Origin of the sequence: Pseudomonas viridiflava (assembly GCF_900602065.1) — a bacterium.
Taxonomy (GTDB): Bacteria; Pseudomonadota; Gammaproteobacteria; order Pseudomonadales; family Pseudomonadaceae; genus Aquipseudomonas.
Genome location: NZ_UWFN01000310.1, coordinates 54,045 through 68,847, shown reverse-complemented (window position 1 = coordinate 68,847; position 14,803 = coordinate 54,045). Strand labels below are relative to the sequence as shown.

Annotated in this window: 12 protein-coding genes and 3 tRNA genes; 1 reads left to right on the top strand and 14 read right to left on the bottom strand. The window is 55.5% G+C overall.

The annotated features are described in order from the left end of the window. Positions 1–157 precede the first annotated feature (157 nt). From EE949_RS22770 to EE949_RS22735, 8 genes are all read right to left on the bottom strand, one after another. Positions 158–430, bottom strand: coding sequence for an HU family DNA-binding protein (locus EE949_RS22770; protein ID WP_002552737.1), 273 nt, complete (start codon positions 428–430; stop codon positions 158–160). A 140-nt stretch (positions 431–570) separates the two neighbouring features. After that, positions 571–2,967, bottom strand: a complete 2,397-nt coding sequence (lon, locus tag EE949_RS22765) for an endopeptidase La (protein ID WP_122666347.1) — start codon at positions 2,965–2,967, stop codon at positions 571–573. 162 nt (positions 2,968–3,129) lie between these two features. Beyond that, positions 3,130–4,413, bottom strand: a complete 1,284-nt coding sequence (clpX, locus tag EE949_RS22760; RefSeq protein ID WP_027897814.1) for an ATP-dependent Clp protease ATP-binding subunit ClpX — start codon at positions 4,411–4,413, stop codon at positions 3,130–3,132. Positions 4,414–4,523: 110 nt separating this feature from the next. Next, positions 4,524–5,159 carry an ATP-dependent Clp endopeptidase proteolytic subunit ClpP gene (clpP, locus tag EE949_RS22755; protein ID WP_027897813.1) on the bottom strand — a complete coding sequence of 212 codons (636 nt, stop codon included), beginning with the start codon at positions 5,157–5,159 and terminating at the stop codon, positions 4,524–4,526. A 91-nt stretch (positions 5,160–5,250) separates the two neighbouring features. Then, the gene (tig, locus tag EE949_RS22750) at positions 5,251–6,561 is read right to left on the bottom strand and encodes a trigger factor (RefSeq protein ID WP_122666346.1); all 1,311 of its coding nucleotides are present in this window, start codon (positions 6,559–6,561) and stop codon (positions 5,251–5,253) included. Between the two features lie 375 nt (positions 6,562–6,936). Next, a tRNA-Leu gene (locus tag EE949_RS22745) sits at positions 6,937–7,021 on the bottom strand. Between the two features lie 55 nt (positions 7,022–7,076). Beyond that, positions 7,077–7,152 (bottom strand) — tRNA-His (locus tag EE949_RS22740). Between the two features lie 53 nt (positions 7,153–7,205). Beyond that, a tRNA-Arg gene (locus EE949_RS22735) sits at positions 7,206–7,282 on the bottom strand. A gap of 325 nt (positions 7,283–7,607) precedes the next feature. Here EE949_RS22735 and folD point away from each other — a divergent pair. Further along, entirely contained in the window at positions 7,608–8,462 is an 855-nt protein-coding gene (folD, locus tag EE949_RS22730; protein WP_122666345.1) for a bifunctional methylenetetrahydrofolate dehydrogenase/methenyltetrahydrofolate cyclohydrolase FolD, read from the top strand. A 62-nt stretch (positions 8,463–8,524) separates the two neighbouring features. Here folD and EE949_RS22725 read toward each other — a convergent pair whose 3' ends face one another. From EE949_RS22725 to EE949_RS22700, 6 genes are all read right to left on the bottom strand, one after another. Further along, entirely contained in the window at positions 8,525–10,297 is a 1,773-nt protein-coding gene (locus tag EE949_RS22725) for an ABC transporter substrate-binding protein (protein WP_122666344.1), read from the bottom strand. 83 nt (positions 10,298–10,380) lie between these two features. After that, a complete protein-coding gene (locus tag EE949_RS22720; protein ID WP_122666343.1) occupies positions 10,381–10,653 on the bottom strand; it encodes a DUF2160 domain-containing protein in 273 nt (90 codons plus the stop codon). 11 nt (positions 10,654–10,664) lie between these two features. After that, a complete protein-coding gene (locus EE949_RS22715) occupies positions 10,665–11,465 on the bottom strand; it encodes a carbohydrate ABC transporter permease (protein WP_122666342.1) in 801 nt (266 codons plus the stop codon). A gap of 10 nt (positions 11,466–11,475) precedes the next feature. Next, complete coding sequence (locus EE949_RS22710; protein WP_027898461.1) at positions 11,476–12,345, bottom strand: carbohydrate ABC transporter permease; 870 nt, start codon at positions 12,343–12,345, stop codon at positions 11,476–11,478. Next, the gene (locus tag EE949_RS22705) at positions 12,338–13,438 is read right to left on the bottom strand and encodes an ABC transporter ATP-binding protein (RefSeq protein WP_027898460.1); all 1,101 of its coding nucleotides are present in this window, start codon (positions 13,436–13,438) and stop codon (positions 12,338–12,340) included. The genes EE949_RS22710 and EE949_RS22705 overlap by 8 nt, the downstream gene beginning before the upstream one ends. Then, a complete protein-coding gene (locus EE949_RS22700; protein ID WP_027898459.1) occupies positions 13,438–14,532 on the bottom strand; it encodes an ABC transporter ATP-binding protein in 1,095 nt (364 codons plus the stop codon). The genes EE949_RS22705 and EE949_RS22700 overlap by 1 nt, the downstream gene beginning before the upstream one ends. Positions 14,533–14,803 lie beyond the last annotated feature (271 nt).

Sequence of the window (14,803 nt, the reverse complement as noted above, 5' to 3'; positions counted from 1 at the left end):
AAGGCGCATCCGAGGATGCGCCTTCTCGTAACTGGCGAAGCGGACGGGGCTGAAACCCACGACCCGGGTGTGTCAGGCCGGATTCAGACCAGCCGCACTACCGCTTCGCTGCCGACACAGGTTGAACCCTGATCGGTTGGGCAAAGGCTTTGAGAACTTAGTTGACAGCTTCTTTCAGTGCTTTACCGGCTTTGAAACCTGGTTTTTTAGCAGCAGCGATTTCAAGCGTCTTACCCGTCTGAGGGTTACGACCGATACGCGCTGGACGATCAGTCACGGAGAAAGTGCCGAAACCAACCAGTACAACGGAGTCGCCGGCCTTCAGAGCGCCAGTGACGGATTCGATTACTGCGTCCAGCGCACGGCCAGCAGCAGCTTTCGGGATATCAGCGGATGCGGCGATAGCATCAATCAGTTCCGACTTGTTCACTCTAAGTCCCCTTATCTCTATTGAGTATGTTTCTAAGTTTTTTTGGTGTAGCAAAAACGAGCGCTGAATGGCCTACAGACGCTTAGAAGAGCCGCTTTATAACAAGGGCTCTAAAAAGCTGTCAAGGAAGGCCGTCCAGACTAATGCGTGCTAATTCTTTCCTTAGAGTCAGACTCGCGCTTTTCATCCTTCGCAACCATCTCCGGAGCCACATCCGGCAAGGGCTCCGGCGCGTATTGCAGCGCAATTTGCAGGACTTCGTCAATCCATTTAACCGGCTTGATCTGCAGGTCCTGCTTGATGTTGTCCGGAATCTCCTTCAGATCGCGCACGTTTTCCTCTGGAATGATCACCGTTTTGATACCACCACGGTGTGCAGCCAGGAGTTTTTCCTTGAGACCACCGATCGCCAGAACCTGCCCGCGAAGAGTGATTTCACCGGTCATTGCCACATCAGCGCGCACCGGAATCTGTGTCAGGGCTGAAACAAGGGCCGTGCACATGCCTACGCCTGCGCTAGGGCCATCTTTAGGGGTGGCCCCTTCCGGCATGTGGATGTGAGTGTCACGCTTCTCATGGAAGTCCAGAGGGATTCCCAGGCTCTTCGCACGACTGCGAACAACCGTCAGCGCAGCAGTAATCGATTCGACCATCACATCGCCCAGCGAACCGGTTTTGATGAGCTGCCCTTTACCCGGCACTACTGCGGCTTCGATCGTCAGCAATTCGCCGCCCACCTGCGTCCACGCCAGACCCGTCACCTGACCGATCTGATCCTGTTGCTCGGCCAGACCATAGCGGAACTTGCGAACGCCGAGGAAATGCTCAAGCATTTCTGCGGTAACGCGGATCGAGAAACGTTTTTCCTGTGCGTGCTCTTTGACCGCCTTGCGGCACACCTTGGCGATCTGCCGCTCAAGGCTACGCACACCCGCCTCACGGGTGTAATAACGGACGATGTCGCGAATGGCTTCCTCGTCAAACTCAATCTCACCCTTCTTCAGGCCGTTGGCCTGCAGCTGTTTTGGCGAGAGGTATTTGACGGCAATATTGATCTTTTCGTCTTCGGTGTAGCCAGGCAGACGAATGACTTCCATCCGGTCCAGCAGCGCCGCCGGGATGTTCATCGAGTTCGCGGTGCACAGGAACATCACATCGGAAAGATCGTAATCGACTTCCAGGTAATGATCGTTGAAGTTGTGGTTCTGCTCTGGATCGAGCACTTCAAGCAACGCCGAAGCTGGATCGCCACGCATGTCACTGCCCATCTTGTCGATTTCATCGAGCAGGAACAGAGGGTTGCGGACACCCACCTTTGTCATCTTTTGTATCAATCTTCCCGGCATCGAACCGATGTAAGTCCGGCGGTGACCGCGAATTTCCGCTTCATCACGCACACCACCAAGGGCCATACGAACAAATTTACGGTTAGTCGCGCTCGCAATCGACTCGGCAAGGGAGGTTTTACCCACACCTGGTGGACCGACAAGGCAAAGAACCGGCCCGCGAATTTTCTTCACGCGCTTTTGCACGGCGAGGTATTCGAGAATGCGCTCTTTGACTTCTTCAAGGCCGTAATGGTCCGCGTCGAGAATATCTTCCGCACGAGCCAGATCCAGGCGAACCTTGCTCTGTGCCTTCCAAGGCACCTGAACCAGCCAGTCGATGTAAGAGCGTACAACGGTTGCCTCAGCGGACATCGGCGACATCTGCTTGAGTTTATTCAGCTCAGCGGTGGCCTTGGCCAAAGCGTCCTTGGGCAAACCGGCGGCATCGATGCGCTTTTTCAGCTCTTCGATCTCGTTGTGGCCCTCTTCGCTGTCGCCGAGCTCCTTCTGAATGGCCTTCATCTGCTCATTCAGGTAGTACTCGCGCTGACTGCGCTCCATCTGTTTTTTGACACGACCGCGAATACGCTTCTCGACCTGCAACAGGTCGATTTCTGCATCCAGCAAGGCCAGCACATGCTCGACACGGGCTGGCAGATCAATGATTTCGAGAATTTCCTGCTTCTGCTCGATTTTCAGCGCCATGTGCGCTGCCATGGTGTCGACCAGACGACCAGGCTCATCAATGCTGTTGAGTGAAGACAGCACTTCAGCAGGGACTTTCTTGCCCAACTGGACATACTGTTCGAACTGCGCCAGAAGGCTACGCACGAACACTTCAGATTCACGATCAGGCGCATCGACCTCATCAATCAAGGTCACTTCAGCGCGGCAGTGACCATCAACTTCGATAAAGCGGTCAACAGACCCGCGCTGCTCACCTTCTACCAGCACTTTTACAGTGCCGTCGGGCAGTTTGAGCAATTGCAATACGGTTGCAATGGTGCCGACGTTATAAAGAGCGTCTTCACCCGGATCATCATCGGCAGGATTTCTTTGCGCGAGCAGCAGTATTTGCTTGTCGCCTGTCATCGCCGCCTCAAGGGCTTCGATAGACTTCTCGCGCCCCACGAACAGCGGGATAACCATGTGCGGATACACCACAACATCGCGCAATGGCAAGAGAGGCAATTCAATGGTCGTTTTCATGATTTCGCCTCTACGGCGGCCATGTGGCCGTGGACTGGAATGAGCTTGAGTCCAAGATGGGGGTAGACACCTGAAAAAACAAGCCTTTAAGCAGGAAATGCAAAAAGGGGCCCGAAGGCCCCTCTCTATTTGTGCAGCATTTTATTCATGCAGCAGTATCACTCACGCGTCGGGCGCAACCTTGGCAGGTGGCTCGCTGTTTTCGTAGATCAGCAGCGGCTTGGACGTGCCTTCAATTACGCTTTCGTCGATCACCACTTTGCTCACATCAGTCTGCGACGGAATCTCGTACATGGTGTCGAGCAGAACACCTTCGAGAATGGAGCGCAGGCCACGTGCGCCGGTCTTGCGCTCAAGCGCACGACGAGCGACGGACTTCAGAGCGTCAGTACGGAACTCGAGGTCCACACCTTCCATTTCGAACAGCTTGGCGTACTGCTTGGTCAGCGCATTCTTCGGCTCGGTCAGAATCTGCATCAGCGCAGCTTCGTCCAGCTCGTCCAGCGTTGCCAGAACCGGCAGACGACCCACGAACTCCGGAATCAAACCGAACTTGACCAGATCGTCAGGCTCGACTTCACGCAGGGATTCGCCAACCTTCTTGCCCTCTTCCTTGCTGCGTACTTCTGCGTTGAAACCGATGCCGCCTTTGGTGGAACGGTTTTGAATAACCTTTTCCAGGCCAGAGAACGCACCGCCGCAGATGAACAGGATGTTGCGCGTGTCAACCTGAAGGAATTCCTGCTGCGGATGCTTGCGACCACCTTGAGGCGGAACGGAAGCGACCGTGCCTTCGATCAACTTGAGCAGAGCCTGCTGTACGCCCTCACCGGAAACGTCCCGGGTGATGGAAGGGTTATCAGACTTGCGCGAGATCTTGTCGATCTCATCGATATAGACGATGCCCATCTGGGCTTTTTCTACATCGTAATCACACTTCTGCAGCAATTTCTGAATGATGTTCTCGACATCTTCACCCACGTAACCCGCCTCGGTAAGGGTGGTTGCGTCGGCAATAGTGAACGGAACGTTCAGTAAACGAGCCAGTGTCTCGGCAAGCAGGGTTTTACCCGAGCCTGTCGGACCGATCAGCAAGATGTTGCTCTTGCCGAGCTCGACGTCGTCATTCTTTTTGTCACGCTGGTTCAGGCGCTTGTAGTGGTTGTACACCGCTACGGCCAAAACCTTTTTGGCACGCTCCTGACCAATAACGTACTGGTCAAGGATGCCGCTGATTTCTTTAGGCGAAGGCAATTTATGCGCGCTGCTTTCGGCCTGAGCTTCTTGCACCTCCTCACGGATGATGTCATTGCACAGGTCGACGCACTCGTCGCAGATAAAGACCGAGGGACCGGCAATCAATTTGCGTACTTCATGCTGGCTTTTGCCACAGAAGGAGCAATAGAGCAGCTTGCCGTTGTCCTCGCCGTTGCGGGTGTCAGTCATTCGTTCGATCCAAATCCGATAGGCTTGCAACACAAGATGAAGGCTATTGCGGGCTTTTTCAAGCCCGCAGGTGATCAGAGCAACCGACCAACCTTATTTGAGCTGCTTATTTAAGCGGGACGCTGACTGATGACTTCGTCGATCAAGCCGTACTCACGCGCGGCTTCTGCGCTCATGAAGTTATCGCGGTTGGTGTCACGCTCGATCTCTTCCAGAGTATGCCCGCTGTGCTTGGCCATCAGCGTGTTGAGACGCTCACGAATGAAGAGGATTTCCTTGGCGTGGATTTCGATATCCGAAGCCTGACCCTGGAAACCACCCAATGGCTGGTGAATCATCACGCGGGAGTTTGGCAGACAGAAACGCTTGCCCGGCGCACCGGCAGTCAACAGAAACGCGCCCATGCTGCACGCCTGACCGATGCAGGTAGTCGACACGTTAGGCTTGATGAACTGCATGGTGTCGTAGATCGACATACCAGCCGTCACCGAACCGCCCGGCGAGTTGATGTAAAGATGGATATCCTTGTCCGGGTTTTCCGCTTCAAGGAACAGCAGTTGCGCGCAAATCAGGTTGGCCATGTAGTCTTCTACCGGACCTACCAGAAAGATCACTCGCTCCTTGAGAAGGCGCGAATAGATGTCATAGGCGCGTTCGCCACGGGCGGACTGCTCGATAACCATCGGGACCAGGCCGCCTGCGGCCTGGATGTCAGAGTGCTGCTGAATATAAGAATTGCGGGACATGTCTCGCATTCACTCCCAAATAGTCATTTCTTGAATACGCACAAGCCAGCGCGAAGGCTGGCTTGTAGGTGTTTTCGAACGAGAAAACAAATCAGTCGGCTTGTGGAGCTTCCACCGGCTTGACAGCTTCTTCGTAGGAGACCGACTTCTCGGTCACGCTAGCTTTCTGCAAAACAGTATCCACAACTTGCTCTTCAAGCACAACCGAACGAACTTCGTTCATTTGCTGGTCGTTCTTGTAGTACCAGGCCACGACCTGCTCTGGCTCTTGATAAGCAGAAGCCATTTCCTGAATCAGCTCGCGAACGCGGGTGTCATCAGGCTTGAGGCCGAATTGCTTGACCACTTCAGCAACGATCAGACCCAGCTCAACGCGACGTTTGGCTTGCTCTTCGAACAGCTCGGCTGGCAGTTGATCAGGCTTGATGTTGCCACCGAACTGCTGAACAGCCTGAACGCGCAGACGATTCACTTCGTTTTCAAGCAGCGCTTTAGGCACTTCGATCGGGTTGGCGGCCAGCAAGCCGTCCATTACCTGATTCTTGACCTTGGACTTGATGGCCTGACGCAGCTCGCGCTCCATGTTCTTGCGAACTTCGGTGCGGAAGCCTTCGATACCGGTTTCCTTGATACCGAACTGCTTGAAGAACTCTTCGTTCAGCTCAGGCAGCTTAGGCTCGGAAACAGTGTTGACGGTTACGGTGAACTCAGCAGCTTTACCAGCCAGCTCAAGGTTCTGATAGTCTTCCGGGAAAGTCAGGTTCAGAACGCGCTCTTCGCCAGCTTTGGCGCCAACCAGACCGTCTTCGAAGCCAGGGATCATACGACCGGAACCCAGTACCAACTGAGTGCCAGCGGCGGAACCGCCAGCGAATGCTTCGCCATCAACCTTGCCAACGAAATCGATGTTCAGTTGGTCTTCGTTCTGGGCGGCACGCTCAGCCACTTCGAAACGAACGTTCTGCTTGCGCAGAATTTCCAGCATATTGTCCAGATCGGCGTCAGCAACGTCTGCAGACAGACGCTCAACGGCGATGGACTCGAAACCGGCAACGGTAAATTCAGGGAATACTTCGAAAGTAGCGATGTATTCCAGATCCTTGCCTTTTTCAAAGGTCTTTGGCTCTACAGCAGGTGCACCCGCCGGATTAAGCTTCTGCTCAACCACTGCCTCGTAGAAAGTAGCCTGGATCAAATCACCCAGCGCTTCCTGACGCGCGCCGTCTTCATAACGCTGACGGATCACGCTCATAGGCACTTTGCCTGGACGGAAGCCAGGGATCTTGGCTTTACGTGCGGTCTGCTGCAGACGCTTGTTGACTTCAGTCTCGATGCGTTCGGCAGGCACGCCAATGGTCATGCGGCGCTCAAGAGCGGAAGTATTTTCAACAGAAACTTGCATGGATATTCCTCGTTGCACAGACGTTAGCCGGCGTTTCCGACCCCAGAATCAAGGGCATGCATTCTAGTGGGTCAAACTCAAGAAGTCACCCTACTGAAACAGGGCGCATATAAAGGAAGGAATCAGACGATCAGCGACTGGCAACCGCAGCTACTCTCGACTGACCGAAACGCGTCTGGCACGGCCTTGTACAAGGCATCACGCACTCGGCCTCAGCGTCGATTCCATTCCGCGAAGCACACCCCGCACGACCGACGGCAGCCAGGCTGGCCGATCAGCGAGACGAAAAACAATAATGCTGAAACAAAAAAAGCCGCACTAGGCGGCTTTTCTATAACGTCATGACCGCATAGCAGCTATGACGCGTTCTAATCTTGGTGCGGACGGAGAGACTCGAACTCTCACACCTTGCGGCGCTGGAACCTAAATCCAGTGTGTCTACCAATTCCACCACATCCGCGTACAAGCTTTTAAAGCAAAGGCGCCAGATTATAAGTCTGGCGCCTTCCTGAATATGGGGTGGACGAAGGGGATCGAACCCTCGACAACGGGAGTCACAATCCCGTGCTCTACCAACTGAGCTACGCCCACCATATTGCGTTGTAACCGTGACATCTTACTTGCACTTGCCAAAGCAGCCTTAATGGCGCACCCGGCAGGACTCGAACCTGCGACCATCCGCTTAGAAGGCGGATGCTCTATCCAGCTGAGCTACGGGCACTTATATAATCTGTACTCTTTAACGATTACAAATTAAAAGGCTTTTTAATCACACCGAGCCAAGTAACAGCTCTGCCTGATTTAACACCGAACCTCATCTAACATCGACTTGGTTATCAGCGCTAGCTTAACCAGTGCTGGGTTGTACCCGGCAAGTGCGACGAATCTTATAGACGAGCCTAAAGGTCGTCAACTCTTTTTTAGAAAAAAATTCAGTTAGATAAAGGAGTTAGGAGAATATGCAGACCAAGCGCCTTTGCCCACGCGCCACGACATGCGAGAATGCACGCTCTTTTCCGATCCCTCTCGATGGTTAATCACGCGTAATGACTGCAAAACTAATCGACGGCAAAGCGATCGCAGCCAGCCTGCGCCAGCAGATCGCCAAACGGGTCGCCGAACGTCGCGAGCAAGGCCTGCGTACACCCGGCCTGGCAGTGATTCTGGTGGGCAGCGATCCCGCCTCTCAGGTCTATGTCTCGCACAAGCGTAAAGACTGTGAAGAAGTCGGCTTCATCTCCCAGGCTTATGACCTGCCTGCGCAGACGTCCCAGGCAGAGCTCACCGAACTGATCGATCGTCTGAATGACGATGCGAACATCGACGGCGTGCTGCTGCAACTGCCGCTGCCTGAACACCTCGACGCCTCCCTGCTGCTGGAGCGCATTCGCCCGGATAAAGACGTGGATGGTTTCCATCCTTATAACGTCGGCCGCCTGGCCCAGCGCATTCCGCTGCTACGCCCCTGCACCCCTAAAGGCATCATGACCCTGCTGGAAAGCACCGGCGTCGACCTTTATGGGCTGGACGCCGTGGTAGTGGGCGCTTCCAACATCGTTGGCCGGCCTATGGCCATGGAACTGCTGCTGGCAGGTTGCACTGTGACCGTCACCCATCGCTTCACCAAGGATCTGGCGGGCCACGTTGGCCGTGCCGATCTGGTGGTAGTTGCCGCTGGCAAACCAGGCCTGGTCAAGGGTGAGTGGATCAAGGAAGGCGCGATCGTCATCGACGTTGGCATCAACCGTCAGGACGACGGCAAGCTGGTCGGCGATGTGGTGTACGAAACCGCCCTGCCCCGCGCTGGCTGGATCACGCCAGTACCGGGTGGCGTAGGCCCGATGACTCGCGCCTGCCTGCTTGAAAATACCCTGTACGCAGCAGAAACCCTGCACGTTTGATACACCGCGTCATGCAATAGAAAACGGCACCCAAGGGTGCCGTTTTTCATTCTTCGACAGCCTTACTTCTTGGCCGCCTCCCAGCTCTTCAACAGGTCAGAGTAGGCGATGGTCTCGCCCTTTGGCTTCTCGTTGGCCAACTTGCGTTGCGGGGCCAGGAACTTGCCGCCACTCTGCTCGGCTTTGGTGTACCACTCTTCTGCCGAGGTTTCCGGGTTCATTTTAGGCGCACACTTGCTGGCGTCCTGAACCTTGGAGCGCTCGATGCGCGTCATGATCGCGTCCTGATCCTTGGCCAGACCGTCCAGCGCCTGCTGTGCGGTTTTCTCGCCGGTTACCGCCTCGGCAACATGACTCCACCACAGCTGCGCAAGTTTCGGATAATCCGGCACGTTGGTGCCCGTAGGCGACCACTGAACGCGGGCCGGGCTGCGGTAGAACTCTACGAGACCACCGAGTTTGGGTGCCAGTGCGGTCATTTCCTTGGAGTTGATGTCCGACTCACGAATCGGCGTCAGGCCCACGATGGTTTTCTTCAGAGAGACGCTTTTCGACGTTACAAACTGCGCGTAGAGCCAGGCAGCCAGACGTTTTTTCTCATCGGAAGACTTGAGGAAGGTCCAGGAACCCACGTCCTGATAGCCGAGCTTCATGCCTTCCTTCCAGTACGGGCCTTTTGGCGAAGGCGCCATACGCCATTTAGGCGTGCCATCGGCATTCATGACAGGCAGACCCGCTTTGGTCATGTCTGCGGTGAAAGCGGTGTACCAGAAAATCTGCTGAGCCACGTTACCCTGCGAAGGCACCGGCCCGGACTCGGAAAACGTCATGCCCGCAGCTTCAGGCGGTGCGTAGGCTTTCAGCCAGTCGATGTATTTCTGGGTCGCAAACACCGCAGCCGGCCCGTTGGTATCGCCGCCGCGGGTAATGCTCGAACCCACCGGACGGCAGTCCTCTACGCGGATACCCCATTCATCTACCGGCAGACCATTAGGAAGTCCTTTGTCGCCGCTGCCCGCCATAGAGAACCAGGCATCGGTAAAGCGCCAGCCCAGGGACGGGTCTTTCTTGCCGTAGTCCATGTGGCCATAGACTTTCTTGCCGTCGATTTCCTTCACGTCTTCGCTGAAGAACTTGGCGATATCTTCATACGCCGACCAGTTGACCGGAACACCCAGCTCGTAGCCGTACTTGGCCTTGAATTTCTCTTTCAGGTCTGCACGATCAAACCAGTCAGCACGGAACCAGTACAGGTTGGCGAACTGCTGATCGGGCAGTTGATACAGCTTGCCGTCCGGTGCGGTGGTGAACGAGGTACCGATAAAATCCTTCAGGTCCAGGGTCGGCGAAGTGACTTTGCTGCCTTCGGGACTTGCCATCAGATCGGTCAGGGACATCGCCTTACCGTAACGGAAATGGGTACCGATCAGGTCGGAGTCATTCACCCAGCCGTCATAAATACTTTTGTCCGACTGCATGGCGGTCTGCAGCTTTTCAATCACGTCACCTTCCTGCAGCAAGTCATGGGTGACTTTGATGCCGGTGATCTCAGTGAAGGCTTTGGCCAGGGTTTTCGATTCGTACTCGTGGGTGGTCAAGGTTTCGGAAACCACCTTGATGTCCATGCCGCGGAACGGCTCGGCAGCCTTGATGAACCACTCCAGCTCCTTCAGTTGCTCGGCATCGGACAGCGTGCTCGGTTTGAACTCGCTGGCTGCCCACTTCTTGGCCGCATCTTCGTATTGATCCGCCCATGCCGACACGCTCAATCCACTGAGCATCACCATTGTCGCCAACGTCACGCTATGTCGCAGCTTGTTTTTCTTATTGAACATAGACACCTCCAGTGTTGTTTCTTATGTAGTCCCGCTTCGAATACCGCTTACCGGATCAGCCCGCGACCGGGCGCATCCGCTTTCTAACCCCACCGCATCACTACCAGCAGCCACACCAGGGATATGCCCGAGGCGACCCAGATACTCCAGCTGGTCGCACCAATCACCAGCAGGTGCAGATAGGCACTCCCCAGCAACCCAATGAACAGTCGGTCGCCACGCGTGGTGGCAATCGGAAGAAAACCACGTCGCTCAATACTGGCCGAGCGCAATTCCCACACCGTCATCCCTGCCAACAGCAAAGCAATGCTGCCGAAGAAGATCGCGGTGGGCAGTGTCCAGGACATCCACTCCATTTTTCGACTCCTCAGACTCGACCAAGAGCAAAGCCCTTGACCACATGGTTACGAACAAACCAGATCACCAGCATGCCCGGCAGGATGGTCAACACCCCCGCCGCCGCCAGCACGCCCCAGTCAATACCGGAGGCCGATACCGTGCGGGTCATCACCGCAGCAATCGGCTTGGCGTTGACCGACGTCAAGGTACGAGCCAGCAGCAACTCGACCCAGGAGAACATGAAACAGAAGAACGCCGTCACGCCTATGCCCGAGCCAATCAGCGGCACAAATATCTTCGCGAAGAATTTGGGAAAGCTGTAACCGTCGATATAAGCAGTTTCGTCTATCTCCTTGGGTACGCCGGACATGAAGCCCTCCAGAATCCACACCGCCAACGGTACGTTGAACAGACAGTGGGCCAACGCCACCGCGATGTGGGTATCGAACAGGCCGATGGACGAATACAGCTGGAAGAATGGCAGCAGGAAAACCGCAGGCGGTGCCATGCGATTGGTCAACAGCCAGAAGAACAGGTGCTTGTCGCCCAGAAAACGATAGCGGGAAAACGCATAAGCGGCGGGCAAGGCGACGCTTAGCGAGATCACGGTATTGAGGCAAACGTAGTACAGGGAATTAATGTAGCCGCTGTACCAACTCTCGTCGGTGAAAATCACCTTGTAGTTGGCCAGGGTGAAATCTTGCGGCCACAGCGTCAGGCCGCCGAGGATTTCAGTGTTGGTCTTGAACGACATGTTCACCAGCCAGTAGATCGGCACCAGCAGAAACAGCAGGTAAATCCACAGCGGTATGACTTTGCGCAGGTTCATGTCCGCCTCCTCAGTTCTTTTCGCTATGGGTCATGGCGGTGTAGAACACCCACGACACCAGCAGGATGATCAGGAAATACACCAGCGAGAATGCCGCCGCAGGCCCCAGGTCGAATTGGCCCAGCGCCATGGTCGTCAGGGTCTGACTGAGGAAGGTGGTGGAGTTGCCCGGCCCGCCGCCGGTCAGCACGAACGGTTCGGTGTAGATCATGAAGCTGTCCATGAAGCGCAACATCACAGCAATCAGCAGCACGCTCTTCATCTTCGGCAACTGGATATGTCGGAACACCGCCCAACTGGAGGCCCGATCAATACGTGCTGCCTGGTAGTAAACATCCGGGATCGCTCGCAAGCCGGAATAGCAAAGCAGCGCAACCAGCGATGTCCAGTGCCAGACATCAATGATCAACACCGTCACCCAGGCGTCCGATGCGTTGGCCGCATAGTTGTAATTGATGCCGAGAACGTTATTCAGCGTGTAGCCCAGCAACCCGATATCGCCGCGGCCAAAGATCTGCCAGATAGTGCCGACGACGTTGAACGGGATCAGCAGCGGAATGGTCATCACGATCAGGCACACCGTGGACCAGCGCCCCTTGCTCGGCATGCACAGCGCGATGGCGATCCCCAGCGGAATCTCAATCAACAGAACGCAAGCGGAATAGATGAACTGGCGTAGCAATGAGTCGTGCAGACGCGGGTCCTGCAACACCTGTCTGAACCAGTCAGTGCCGACAAAGTAGCGGCTGGATTGGTCGAAGATGTCCTGCACCGAGTAGTTGACGACGGTCATCATCGGAATAATGGCGCTGAACGCCACCAGCAGGAAAACCGGCAATACCAACCACCACGCCTTGTTGTTCTGAACCTTATTATTCATGGCCTGACTCCAGCAAGTAATCGTCCGCATAGACCATCAGCCACTGGCTCGGGAAGCTGATCCAGGCCTGGCCCACGGGCACCGGCTTGTCTTCCTGCAGCCGCACTTTCAAGGCTTGCCCGGCGAGACGCAGGGTTAGAATCTTGTAAGTGCCAAGGTCTTCAACGTGACTGACCTCAGCGCATAACGCATCGTCCACCGGTCCGTCCCAGACATGCACAAACTCGGGCCGGATGCCGACTTTCAGGCTGGTCCATTTTTTTTCGGCGATGAGCTGCTGCATGGATTCGGACAGCGGCAGATGAGCATCACCAAAGCCGACACCGCCGGCTTGCGGGGTGACTTCAATGAGATTCATCCCCGGGCTACCGATGAAATAACCAACGAACGTGTGACGTGGCTTTTCGAACAACTCTCGTGGGGTACCGAACTGGACAATCGCACCGCCGTACATCACCGCGATCTTGTCAGCGAAGGTCGAAGCTTCGAGCTGATCATGGGTGACGTAAACCATGGTGATGTTGAACTGCTCGTGAATCTGCTTGAGCTTGCGCCGCAGCTTCCACTTCAAATGCGGGTCGATCACGGTCAGCGGCTCGTCGAACAGAATCGCCGACACGTCATCACGCACCAAACCACGACCCATGGAGACTTTCTGCTTTTCGTCAGCGGTGAGGTTACGGGCCTTTTTCTTCAGTAAAGGCTGCAGGTCCAGCACATCGGCAATTTCATGAACCTTGGTTTGAATCCTTTTCTCGTCCATGCCCTGATTGCGCAGGGGAAAGGCGAGGTTGTCGTACACCGTCATGGTGTCGTAGACCACCGGAAACTGGAAAACCTGCGCGATGTTGCGCTGCTCTGGCGACAGGTCGTTGACCACTTTGGAGTCAAACATCACCTGGCCTTCCGAAGGGCTGAGCAACCCGGAAATGACGTTCAGCAAAGTCGATTTACCACACCCGGAAGGCCCTAGCAGTGCGTACGCCCCGCCCTGCTCCCAGATATGACTCATCTCACGAATCGCGTAATCCTCTGGCCCGTTGGGATGTTTGCTATAGCTGTGAGCGAGGTTTTGCAGTCGGATCTCGGCCATCAGGCAACCCTCGCCATACGCAAGCCGGGTGCCTGAATCAGGCGACCCTGCTCATCGAACACGAACAATTTATGGGTCGGGATGTACACCCGAATCGACGCATCAACGTCGTAGGCATGTACCCCCGGCAAGTGCAGCACCAGCGGAAAATGCTCGTTACGCACATGCAGAAACGTCTCAGAGCCGCTGATTTCCGCCAGCTCTACCGTCACTGCCAGCTCAAGATCATCATCGTTGGATGGCACCAGACTCAGGTGGCTGGGGCGCACGCCAAAGCGGTACTCGCCATCGCCGATCTTGCGCAGGTCAACGTTGAGGGGGAAATGCACGAAATTGGCAAAGCTGACTTCGCTGCCCTGAATGCGGCCAGGCATCAAATTGATGGGAGGCTCGGAGAACAGTTCTGCTGCCAGAACGGTTTGCGGCTGGTGGTAAACCTCCGGCGTGCGACCACTCTGAATCACCCGCCCTTCATGCAGCACCGTAGTCGTGCCGCCCAGGGCCAAGGCTTCATTCGGCTCGGTGGTGGCGTAGATGGCGATAGTGTGGCGTGCTTCGAACAGCTCGCGCATTTCCTGACGCAGCTCTTCGCGCAGCTTGTAGTCGAGGTTGACCAGCGGCTCATCGAACAGAATCAGGTCGGCATCCTTGACCAGCGCCCGAGCCATGGCCGTGCGCTGCTGCTGGCCACCAGACAGCTCCAGTGGATAGCGGGTCAGAAACTTCTCGATGCGCAGCATCTTCGCGGTTTCCAGCACCTTGCTCTGGATCACGTCAGCGGCGACACCGGCCTGACGCAATGGCGAGGCAATGTTCTCGAAAACGGTCATGCTCGGGTAATTGATGAACTGCTGATAAACCATCGACACGTTGCGATGGCGAACGGCTGTCTGGGTGACGTCCTTGCCGTTCATCAGGATGCGACCACGATCAGGCTTGTCCAGCCCGGCCATCAGCCGCATCAGACTGGTCTTGCCGGACAGTGTACGGCCCAGCAAGACATTGAAAGAACCGGGTTCGAAACTCAACGAAGCGTCGTCGATCCAGGTTTGGCCGTCGACCACACGGCTGACGTGCTCCAGCGTTAGAGACATGGCTTGCCCTTTTTTGTCAGTTCTTATTCAGGGTGTGCGCGAGAATTCTTGTCAGGAGATAGCGACAATCGTGCCAAACCGGGCATTGCTGCACACAGGCCCGAGATAGAGCCTCGGCCCGATATCACGGGCCTGACGAGCGTTCAGTGCTGAACAAAAGTGAACAGTAAAAACTGAACACTTGAACAAACTGAACATTGACTTTGAACAATCCTGAGCGACACTGGACGCACGCATGGGATTGGACGTCCGTGCCAGATCAATAAGAAAA

What these genes read in the sequence shown, in the direction of transcription:
- lon (WP_122666347.1), bottom strand. Translation starts at nt 2,967, where the DNA reads ATGAAAACGACCATTGAATTGCCTCTCTTGCCATTGCGCGATGTTGTG.
- clpX (WP_027897814.1), bottom strand. Translation starts at nt 4,413, where the DNA reads ATGACTGACACCCGCAACGGCGAGGACAACGGCAAGCTGCTCTATTGC.
- clpP (WP_027897813.1), bottom strand. Translation starts at nt 5,159, where the DNA reads ATGTCCCGCAATTCTTATATTCAGCAGCACTCTGACATCCAGGCCGCA.
- tig (WP_122666346.1), bottom strand. Translation starts at nt 6,561, where the DNA reads ATGCAAGTTTCTGTTGAAAATACTTCCGCTCTTGAGCGCCGCATGACC.
- folD (WP_122666345.1), top strand. Translation starts at nt 7,608, where the DNA reads ATGACTGCAAAACTAATCGACGGCAAAGCGATCGCAGCCAGCCTGCGC.
- EE949_RS22725 (WP_122666344.1), bottom strand. Translation starts at nt 10,297, where the DNA reads ATGTTCAATAAGAAAAACAAGCTGCGACATAGCGTGACGTTGGCGACA.
- EE949_RS22720 (WP_122666343.1), bottom strand. Translation starts at nt 10,653, where the DNA reads ATGGAGTGGATGTCCTGGACACTGCCCACCGCGATCTTCTTCGGCAGC.
- EE949_RS22715 (WP_122666342.1), bottom strand. Translation starts at nt 11,465, where the DNA reads ATGAACCTGCGCAAAGTCATACCGCTGTGGATTTACCTGCTGTTTCTG.
- EE949_RS22710 (WP_027898461.1), bottom strand. Translation starts at nt 12,345, where the DNA reads ATGAATAATAAGGTTCAGAACAACAAGGCGTGGTGGTTGGTATTGCCG.
- EE949_RS22705 (WP_027898460.1), bottom strand. Translation starts at nt 13,438, where the DNA reads ATGGCCGAGATCCGACTGCAAAACCTCGCTCACAGCTATAGCAAACAT.
- EE949_RS22700 (WP_027898459.1), bottom strand. Translation starts at nt 14,532, where the DNA reads ATGTCTCTAACGCTGGAGCACGTCAGCCGTGTGGTCGACGGCCAAACC.